Genomic DNA, 7,942 nt, shown 5'->3' on the forward strand with positions numbered 1-7,942 from the left:
GCGGGGCCCCCGCGCCCCGTCACCCCCCCCGCCCCCCCCCGCCTTAAATTCCCGGCCCGCACACCCCCCCCCCCCCCCCCCCCCCCCCCCCCGGGGGGGGGGGGGGGCGTCGTCGTCCGTCAGTCGTCCCCGATGGTCCCCACGGAGGTGAAGACGTATACGAGGAGGGCGGCACGGACCGTCTGGACCCCAGGTGACCAGGTCAGCCGCTGAAGAGCCTCCGGCCCGGCCGTGAAGGTGAACACGGCGGCCAGTACGAACCCGATGACCATGACGAGCACAAAGGCGACGAGGGCGTCCCTGCCGGCGGCCCCGCCCGAGAAGGCGCTCCAGCGGCCCCCGGCGAGCGCGCGCAGATCCTTGCGCTCATGCACGTATCCGCCCTGCTCAGGCGCGGACGGAGCCCAGAGCACCGCGACCTCGGCACCGGCGCGGGGCTTGTCGTACGTGTGGGCCCCCTTCACGACGAGCCGCTCGGGCCCGCCCGGCACGGCGACCACCGGCCGCGCCGAATACCCCCGCACGACGTCCTCGCTCAGGTCCTCCCGCACCCCGCCCGGCCGCTCCACGACGGTCGCGGTACTCACCCGGGCACCGGCGTCCCGCAGGGCGTCGACCCGGTCGTCACCACTGCCGGAGCCCAGCAGCCCGACGAACAGCGCGCTGGAGGCGAGGCCCACGAGAAGCCACACGGCGCAGGTACGGACCCGGATCCGGACCCGGGACTCCAAATGGCACCCGAGCACGTAGCCCAGGGGCGGACGCCGACGGCCGAGCACTTCCGGCCCCATCCGGTCGTACGACGCCCAACTCCCGCCGCCGTACGACTTGTTGCCGGACCCTCCGAGCCGCCGCACTCCCCACAACGCCCCCGCCCGGACCACGGCACACCCCGCGGCAACGGCTCCCCACGCCAACACCCCGTTCCACGGCCGCGGTACGGCCCCGACCCCGAGCAGCCACGTACAGGCGACCGCGACGGCGACCCACCCCACCCGCCCGCACAGCCGCACGGTCCACACCAGCACAGCCCGCACAAACCCCACCCCGCCCCCAGCGCCCCCATGGTGTAGCGCGCTACACCATGCATTCGGGAGAACGGTCCCTCGTGACGGCGAGCGCGCGACGGAATCGTAGAGAACAGAGATCAAGCCCCGAAGATCCCTCCCCTCCTCCCTCTTCCCTCGAAGGAAATCCCGTGAAATCGCTGCTCGCCACCGTGAAGTCGTTCATCGCCAACCTGCTGCTGTGGTCGTTCTTCATCGGCGGCCTCGCCGCGAGCACGGCCTCCGGCGCCGTACTCGACGGCACGGCGAAGACCGCGGCCACCTTCGCCGGTATCGCCGTCGCGCTGCTGACGGGCTCGCGCATAGCGAAGAAGCCGAAGATCAAGGCATTCCTCTCGAAGACGTCGACCCTGTGGTTCCTGTTCCTGTTCAACGGCGGTGTCGCCGTGGCCAGTTACTTCGCCATGGACGGCGCCAAGGGCATCGCGACGGCGGCCGGAATGGGCCTGGTGTCCCTGGGCGCGGCAGGCGGCCTGATCTCCAACCTCCGCAAGGGACCGACCCCGGCATCCCCCCGCACCTCGACGGACGAGCCCTGGGCCTGACCCCACGATCCACACCCCGACCCCACCCTCGAAAGGCCTCCCATGACCACGCATCACCCGCGTGCACGCCGTACGGCCACCATGGCCACGCTCCTGGCCGCGACCGCGCTGACAGCCGGACTTCTCACGGCCTGCGACCCCACCGACACCTCCGACGCCTCCAACTCCCTGAACTGCCTGAAGAACTGGAACACCATCTCCGACAGCCTCAAGGCAATTCACGAGGCGGGGGTGGACGCGGCGAAGGACCCGACCAAGACCGACGAATCCATCACCACGATCGACAAGAACCTCGACAAGATCAACGCGAACTCGGACGACAACAAGCTCAACAAGGCAGTCGACGACCTGGACAAGGCGATCTCCGACTACAACAAGGCCATCCTGAACGGCGATACGAACCCGGATTCCAGCAAGATCGACGCGGCAGCGGACAGGCTCAAGGACGTCTGTACGTCATGACGACAGTGAACGTTGGGCCACTCGCTTCTTTGCCAGTGTCGGGCTTCCGCGGACCGAGTAAAGGGCGCTCCCTGCGGTCGCGTCGGCTTCGCCGATTCCGCTGCGCTCCACCCTTGACTCGCTCCGCTCCAGCCCGTCTGAGAAGCGAGCGAGCGGCCCGGAGGAATGGGGGGCCCGGGTCTGCTACCCCTTCACGTGGGCTGCGTACGCACCCGGTGTTGCGGGGCGCGTCCGCGTCTCGCCAGCACGCCGCCTCGGCTCAGCGGCCAACCGCCGGTGGGGGGGAGGGTGGGGGTCTCCAGAAGCTGTGCGCCAGGCTAACCGCTCTAACTGACATGAGTGGTTAGAAAAGATCCCGGCTTCCAGAGGGGGCACGTCGGGGGCGGCGCACAGGCGTGGCCTCTCCCGGCCGGTTGCCGCATTCCGGCGTACCGAGCCCCGGAGGAAAGACGATGGGCGGCATCAGAGCGGCATCAGGCCGCCACCCGGACCACCACCAGGGCCACCACCAGGGCCACCACCAGGGACGGTCCCGGGGGCCCGTGCATCCCCGTAGCCCCAGACCTGCCCACTCACCCAACCAGCCACCCTCCCCCCCCACCGCCGGTTGGCCGCTGAGCCGAGGCGGCGTGCCGACGAGACGCGGACGCGCCCCGCAACGCCGGCCCACAACGCAGCCGACGTGAGGGGTTGGCCGACCTGGGACCCCCATTCCTCCCCGGCCGCTCGCTCGCTTCTTGAACGGGCTGGAGCGGACCTAGTCAAGGGTGGAGCGCAGCGGAATCGGCGGAGCCGACGCGACCGCAGGGAGCGCCCTTTACTCGGTCCGTGGAAGTCCGACACTGGCAAAGAAGCGAGTGGCCCAACAGCACCCTCACAACACACGCAAGCACCACCCCACCCCACCCCCACCCCAACCTCAGAGATTTACCGAGCTCACGCACAACCCTTACGCCTCACCAAGGGTCTCCTGATCGCCAACCACCCGTGAATCCAAGGACAACCCCCGGCAAACACGGGCGGTACGCACCCCATCGACACCTCATTGACGCGGATGCCCGCCAAGCATCCCCCGCATGCCGCAGGAGACCCCGCATGCAGCAGTACCTGCGACTCACCCTCGCGACGGCCGCCGCGGCCGCGCTGACGGGCGGTCTGCTCAGCCTCTCGGTAACGACAGCTACCGCCGCCGACTCCTTCAAGATCGCGAAGGCCGACTTCAACGGCGACGGCATCGGTGACGTCGTCGTCTCCGCGCCGGGCGCGTACGTCGCCGGCCAGGCCGACGCCGGCCAGGTCGTGGCCCTGTACGGCACGGCCACCGGAGTGTCGTCCACGAAGCGTTCGACGCTGAGCCAGAACTCCGGCAACGTGCCCGGTACCGCCGAGAAGGGCGACTACTTCGGCTACGCCACGGCATACGCCGACTTCAACGGCGACGGATACGACGACCTCGCCGTGGGCTCGCCGTACGAGAAGGTCGGCACGGACACCGACGGCGGCGCGCTCGCGATCCTGTGGGGTTCGAGGAGCGGCCTCACCGGCAAGAGCAGCGACGTACCGGACCCGGCCGTGTCCGGGCACGACAACTGGGGCCAGACCCTGGCCGCCGGTGACTTCGACGGCGACGGCAAGGCGGACCTGGCGGTGGGCAGTTCGGCCGCGACCGTCTACGTCTACAAGGGCGGCTTCAGCAGCTCCACCGGCAAGCCCGGCGGCCGTTACACGATCAAGCCCCCGATCCACTCCGGCTCGAGCGGTTTCCCGTACGGCCCGCACCACCTCACGGCCGGTGACGTCAACGGCGACGGCCGCACCGACCTGGTGGTCGACGGCTACGAGACGCAGACCAGCAACGGCTGGAACACCAACTACCTCGTGCCCGGCACCGCGAGCGGCCTGAGCGTCGCGGGCGTGCGGACCCTCAAGCCCGGCATCGTCACCGGCATCGGTGACATCAACGGCGACGGTTACGGCGACATCGTCACCGGCGCCGGCTGGGACGCCACGACGAGCGACGGCACGACCGTCCCGGACTCGGCGAACGGCGGCAAGGTGAACATCACCTACGGCTCCGCGTCCGGCCCCGCCGTGACCACCGGCATCACCCAGAACTCCGGGAACATACCCGGCAGTTCGGAGAAGGGCGACGCCTTCGGCTGGGACCTGGACCTCGGTGACGTCAACGGCGACGGCTACCAGGACGTCGTGGTCTCCGCCCCGGACGAGGACCTCGGCGCCGCCACCAACGCAGGCATGGTCACGGTCATCTACGGCTCCGCGTCCGGCGCCAACACGACCACCGGCGTCCAGTCCTTCGCCCAGAGCACGGCCGGCGTCCCCGGCGCCGACGAGAAGAACGACCTCTTCGGCGTCGACGTCAAGCTCGACGACGTCAACGGCGACGGCAGGGCGGACCTGATCGTCGGCTCGTACGAGAACAGCGCCGACGGCGCGGTGACCTACCTGCCCTCCGACGGCACGAAGATCGTCACGACCGGCTCCCGCGCCATCTCCGCGGGCGCCGCGGGCGTCTCGACGGCGGGCACACCGCAGTTCGGCGCCCTGTTCGCCGACTAGTCTCCAGCCCTCCTCCACGCCGGGCCCGTGGCCGTCCGCCACGGGCCCGGCGGCCGTCCTCTCCCGCCCCCTTACGTCCCTTAGGGGATGTCACAGCTCGGCAGCAAAGCCCCGCCCGAAACCCCCGGCCCGGCCCGTGACTCTGCGGAACCAGGTACGTTCGATGACGTGGCTGGATTCAGGATCGGACGCGGCGGCCGGGACGGCCGGGCCCCGCAAGCGCGCCCTCAACAACCTCCGTACGGGCAGCAGGCTCCCCCGGCACCACAGGGAGCGCCGCAGAGACAGCCGTACGGCTACCCCTCTGCGCCGCAGTCGCAGCCGTACCCGCAGCAGCAACCGCAGTACGGAAGCCCCGCGGGCGGCGGCCGGCAGTGGTCCCAGGCGAACGGCGGCAACGGCGGCTACGGCGACGAGCCGGAGTACTTCGGCGACGGCGGCGGCTACGGCCATGGCGGTCACCCGACGACCCCCGACCCGTACGCGGCGAACAACCCGGGCCACACCCAGGCGTTCTCCGTAGGTGAGGACCCGTACACCCAGGGCGGTACGTACCGCGCGGGCTCGGCCCAGGCCCCCACCGGCCAGGTCGGCCCCCGCCTGCACTGGAAGGACCTGCTGCGGGGCATCGTCCTCGCACCCCAGCAGACGTTCCTCCAGATGCGGGACTACACGATGTGGGCCCCCGCCCTGATCGTGACGTTCCTCTACGGCCTGCTCGCGGTCTTCGGCTTCGACGGCGCCCGCGCGGACGCCATAAACGCCACGCTGGCGAACGCGGTCCCGATCGTCCTGATCACCGCCGTGGCGCTGGTGCTGTCGTCCTTCGTCCTGGGCGTGGTCACCCACACCCTGGCCCGCCAGCTGGGCGGCGACGGAGCCTGGCAGCCCACGGTCGGTCTGTCCATGCTGATCATGTCGATCACGGACGCCCCCCGTCTGGTCTTCGCCATGTTCTTCGGCGGCGACGCCACCTTCGTCCAGGCCCTCGGCTGGGCCACCTGGGTAGCGGCCGGCGCGCTCCTGACGATGATGGTCAGCCGCTCCCACGACCTCCCCTGGCCCAAGGCCCTCGGCGCCTCCGCGATCCAGCTGATCGCCCTGCTGTCGATCGTGAAGCTGGGCACGTTCTAGAGACTTCCCGGAGGCTTCTCCGCTACGACGACGAAGGGGACTCAGCTCTGCGTACTGCCGTCGATGAGCTCGCGGATGACGTCCGCGTGGCCGTTGTGCTGGGCGTATTCCCTGATCATGTGCAGCATGATGCACCGCACGTCGAGATCCCCGAATCGGTGGTGCGTGCAAACATGATCCAGCGAAACCCCGGCGAAGATCTCGCGGCTGCGCTCGCAGGCGGCCAGGTAGCGCGCGACGTCCTCAGCCAGTGTCGCGCCGTCGCCCAACAGGAAGTCACCGTCCCTGCGCTCGGGCCAGCCGAAGGGCGCGGGTTCCTCGCTCTGCTCGATGACGTTGACAAACCAGATGATCTCGACCTTGGTGAGGTGTCGCACCAATCCGTGCAGGGTGGTGAGGGACGGAACGACCCTGCGGGCAGCCTGTTCCTCGGTCAACCCGTCGAGCTTCTTCAGCAGTTCGGCGCGGTAGAAGTCGAGCCACCCCGCCAAGGCCTCGCGTTCGGGCGCGATGGTGGGCAGGTCGACGGGCTTGAGCGGCGAAGCGAAGGTCTGCGGCCCAGAAGCGTCATTCATGGGCGCATTGTCGCAGCCGAGGTCAACGCCCCGTCCTGACAAGGACATCCCGCCGTACAGCACGAGAGCCCCCTCGATGATCCGCCGAGGGGGCTCTTCCTTTGATCCACGGGCTACCCGCAGGTCAGACCGCTTCCCTGTTCGGCTTTGCCGCTTCCCCCGACCTGTGCACCGGAGGCAACACACTCCACGGGAAGTTGATCCAGTCGTCGGTGCGCTTCCACACGTACTCGCACTTCACCAGCGACTGCGACTTCTCGTAGATGACCGCGCTGCGCACCTCGGCGACAGCGTCGAGGCAGAAGTCGCGGACCAGTTTGAGCGTCTTGCCGGTGTCGGCGACGTCGTCGGTGATCAGGACCTTCTTGGAGGAGAAGTCGATGGCGTTGGGGACGGGAGCGAGCATGACGGGCATGTCGAGGGTGGTGCCGACGCCGGTGTAGAACTCCACGTTGATCAGGTGGATGTTCTTGCAGTCGAGGGCGTAGGCCAGCCCGCCTGCGACGAAGACCCCGCCGCGGGCGATGCTGAGGATGATGTCGGGCTCGTAGCCGTCGTCGGCGATGGTCTGCGCGAGTTCGCGGACGGCGACGCCGAACGCTTCGTAGGTCAGGTTCTCCCGTACGGCGTCCATGCTCACACCTGCGTCCGGTGGAAGTTGAGGAAGGAGCGGGAGGCGGTGGGGCCGCGCTGGCCCTGGTAGCGGGAGCCGTAGCGCTCGCTGCCGTAGGGGAACTCGGCGGGCGAGGTGAGCCGGAACAGGCAGAGCTGGCCGATCTTCATGCCGGGCCAGAGCTTGATGGGGAGCGTCGCGAGGTTCGACAGCTCCAGTGTCACGTGCCCGGAGAAGCCGGGGTCGATGAAACCGGCGGTGGAGTGCGTGACCAGCCCGAGCCGGCCGAGGGAGGACTTCCCTTCGAGCCGCGATGCGAGATCGTCGGGCAGGGAGACGACCTCGTAGGTCGAGGCGAGCACGAACTCACCGGGGTGGAGGATGAACGGCTCGTCGCCCTCCGGTTCCACCAGCCGCGTCAGGTCCGCCTGTTCGATCGACGGGTCGATGTGGGGGTAGCGGTGGTTCTCGAACACCCGGAAGTAGCGGTCGAGGCGCACGTCGACACTCGACGGCTGCACCATGGATTCGTCGTAGGGATCGATCCGGACCCGCCCGGCGTCGATCTCGGCCCGGATGTCCTTGTCTGAGAGAAGCACGCCCCGAGGATACGCAAGACGCGCGGACCGACCACAATCGGACGGACCCGCGCGCCAGCGACTGCCTACCGGGTTACCGCTACTGCTTCTCCAAGGTCACCGGCACCGCGCTGCGGAGCCGGGCACACCGTGGACACCGGACGAGCCGTCCGGGGCCGAGCCGCTCGGCCTGCTGCATCGGGAACGAAGCGGTGCTGAACACGTGCCCATCGGCACAACGGACGACGGTGCGCTCCATCAAGTCCATGAGTCCCTTCCCCAAGAGCCGCGGGGGGGGGGGGGGGGCCCGGCGCCCCCACACCCCAGAAACGGGGAGAGGTAAAACAAAACACGCGGGCCACCCCACCCCCCCCCCCCCCCACCACCC

9 protein-coding genes are annotated in these 7,942 nt (G+C 69.4%); 4 read left to right on the plus strand and 5 right to left on the minus strand.

Annotation, left to right across the window (positions count from 1 at the left end; genetic code table 11):
- Window positions 1-119: 119 nt before the first annotated feature.
- The gene (locus ACFXC1_RS23290) at window positions 120-1,037 is read right to left on the minus strand and encodes a hypothetical protein (protein WP_381245417.1); all 918 of its coding nucleotides are present in this window, start codon (window positions 1,035-1,037) and stop codon (window positions 120-122) included.
- Window positions 1,038-1,198: 161 nt separating this feature from the next.
- On the opposite strand from ACFXC1_RS23290, the gene ACFXC1_RS23295 reads away from it, so the two are divergent.
- The 4 genes from ACFXC1_RS23295 to ACFXC1_RS23310 all read left to right on the plus strand — a co-directional run bounded on the left by ACFXC1_RS23295 (window position 1,199) and on the right by ACFXC1_RS23310 (window position 5,788).
- A complete protein-coding gene (locus tag ACFXC1_RS23295) occupies window positions 1,199-1,612 on the plus strand; it encodes a hypothetical protein (RefSeq protein ID WP_381245418.1) in 414 nt (137 codons plus the stop codon).
- A 42-nt stretch (window positions 1,613-1,654) separates the two neighbouring features.
- Window positions 1,655-2,074: a hypothetical protein gene (locus tag ACFXC1_RS23300; RefSeq protein WP_381245420.1), complete on the plus strand. Its 420-nt coding sequence runs from the start codon at window positions 1,655-1,657 to the stop codon at window positions 2,072-2,074.
- 1,095 nt (window positions 2,075-3,169) lie between these two features.
- The gene (locus ACFXC1_RS23305; protein WP_381245422.1) at window positions 3,170-4,654 is read left to right on the plus strand and encodes an FG-GAP-like repeat-containing protein; all 1,485 of its coding nucleotides are present in this window, start codon (window positions 3,170-3,172) and stop codon (window positions 4,652-4,654) included.
- 87 nt (window positions 4,655-4,741) lie between these two features.
- Entirely contained in the window at window positions 4,742-5,788 is a 1,047-nt protein-coding gene (locus ACFXC1_RS23310; RefSeq protein ID WP_381245423.1) for a Yip1 family protein, read from the plus strand.
- A 41-nt stretch (window positions 5,789-5,829) separates the two neighbouring features.
- On the opposite strand, the gene ACFXC1_RS23315 is transcribed toward ACFXC1_RS23310, so the two are convergent.
- The 4 genes from ACFXC1_RS23315 to ACFXC1_RS23330 form a co-directional block, all read right to left on the minus strand.
- Window positions 5,830-6,363 (minus strand): DinB family protein, encoded by a 534-nt coding sequence (locus tag ACFXC1_RS23315; RefSeq protein ID WP_381245425.1) that lies wholly within the window; start codon window positions 6,361-6,363, stop codon window positions 5,830-5,832.
- A gap of 124 nt (window positions 6,364-6,487) precedes the next feature.
- Window positions 6,488-6,997 carry a phosphoribosyltransferase gene (locus ACFXC1_RS23320; RefSeq protein WP_381245427.1) on the minus strand — a complete coding sequence of 170 codons (510 nt, stop codon included), beginning with the start codon at window positions 6,995-6,997 and terminating at the stop codon, window positions 6,488-6,490.
- Between the two features lie 2 nt (window positions 6,998-6,999).
- Window positions 7,000-7,575, minus strand: a complete 576-nt coding sequence (gene dcd / locus ACFXC1_RS23325; RefSeq protein ID WP_019055444.1) for a dCTP deaminase — start codon at window positions 7,573-7,575, stop codon at window positions 7,000-7,002.
- Window positions 7,576-7,654: 79 nt separating this feature from the next.
- On the minus strand, window positions 7,655-7,822 hold the full coding sequence (locus ACFXC1_RS23330; protein ID WP_019070417.1) for a hypothetical protein: 168 nt from the start codon (window positions 7,820-7,822) through the stop codon (window positions 7,655-7,657).
- Window positions 7,823-7,942 lie beyond the last annotated feature (120 nt).

The organism is Streptomyces hokutonensis (assembly GCF_042751305.1).
GTDB classification, from domain to species: Bacteria; Actinomycetota; Actinomycetes; order Streptomycetales; family Streptomycetaceae; genus Streptomyces; species Streptomyces hokutonensis_A.

Coding starts and splice junctions, on each gene's coding strand:
- ACFXC1_RS23300 (WP_381245420.1), top strand. CDS start 1,655: ATGACCACGCATCACCCGCGTGCACGCCGTACGGCCACCATGGCCACG.
- ACFXC1_RS23305 (WP_381245422.1), top strand. CDS start 3,170: ATGCAGCAGTACCTGCGACTCACCCTCGCGACGGCCGCCGCGGCCGCG.
- ACFXC1_RS23310 (WP_381245423.1), top strand. CDS start 4,742: ATGTCACAGCTCGGCAGCAAAGCCCCGCCCGAAACCCCCGGCCCGGCC.
- ACFXC1_RS23315 (WP_381245425.1), bottom strand. CDS start 6,363: ATGAATGACGCTTCTGGGCCGCAGACCTTCGCTTCGCCGCTCAAGCCC.
- ACFXC1_RS23320 (WP_381245427.1), bottom strand. CDS start 6,997: ATGGACGCCGTACGGGAGAACCTGACCTACGAAGCGTTCGGCGTCGCC.
- ACFXC1_RS23330 (WP_019070417.1), bottom strand. CDS start 7,822: ATGGACTTGATGGAGCGCACCGTCGTCCGTTGTGCCGATGGGCACGTG.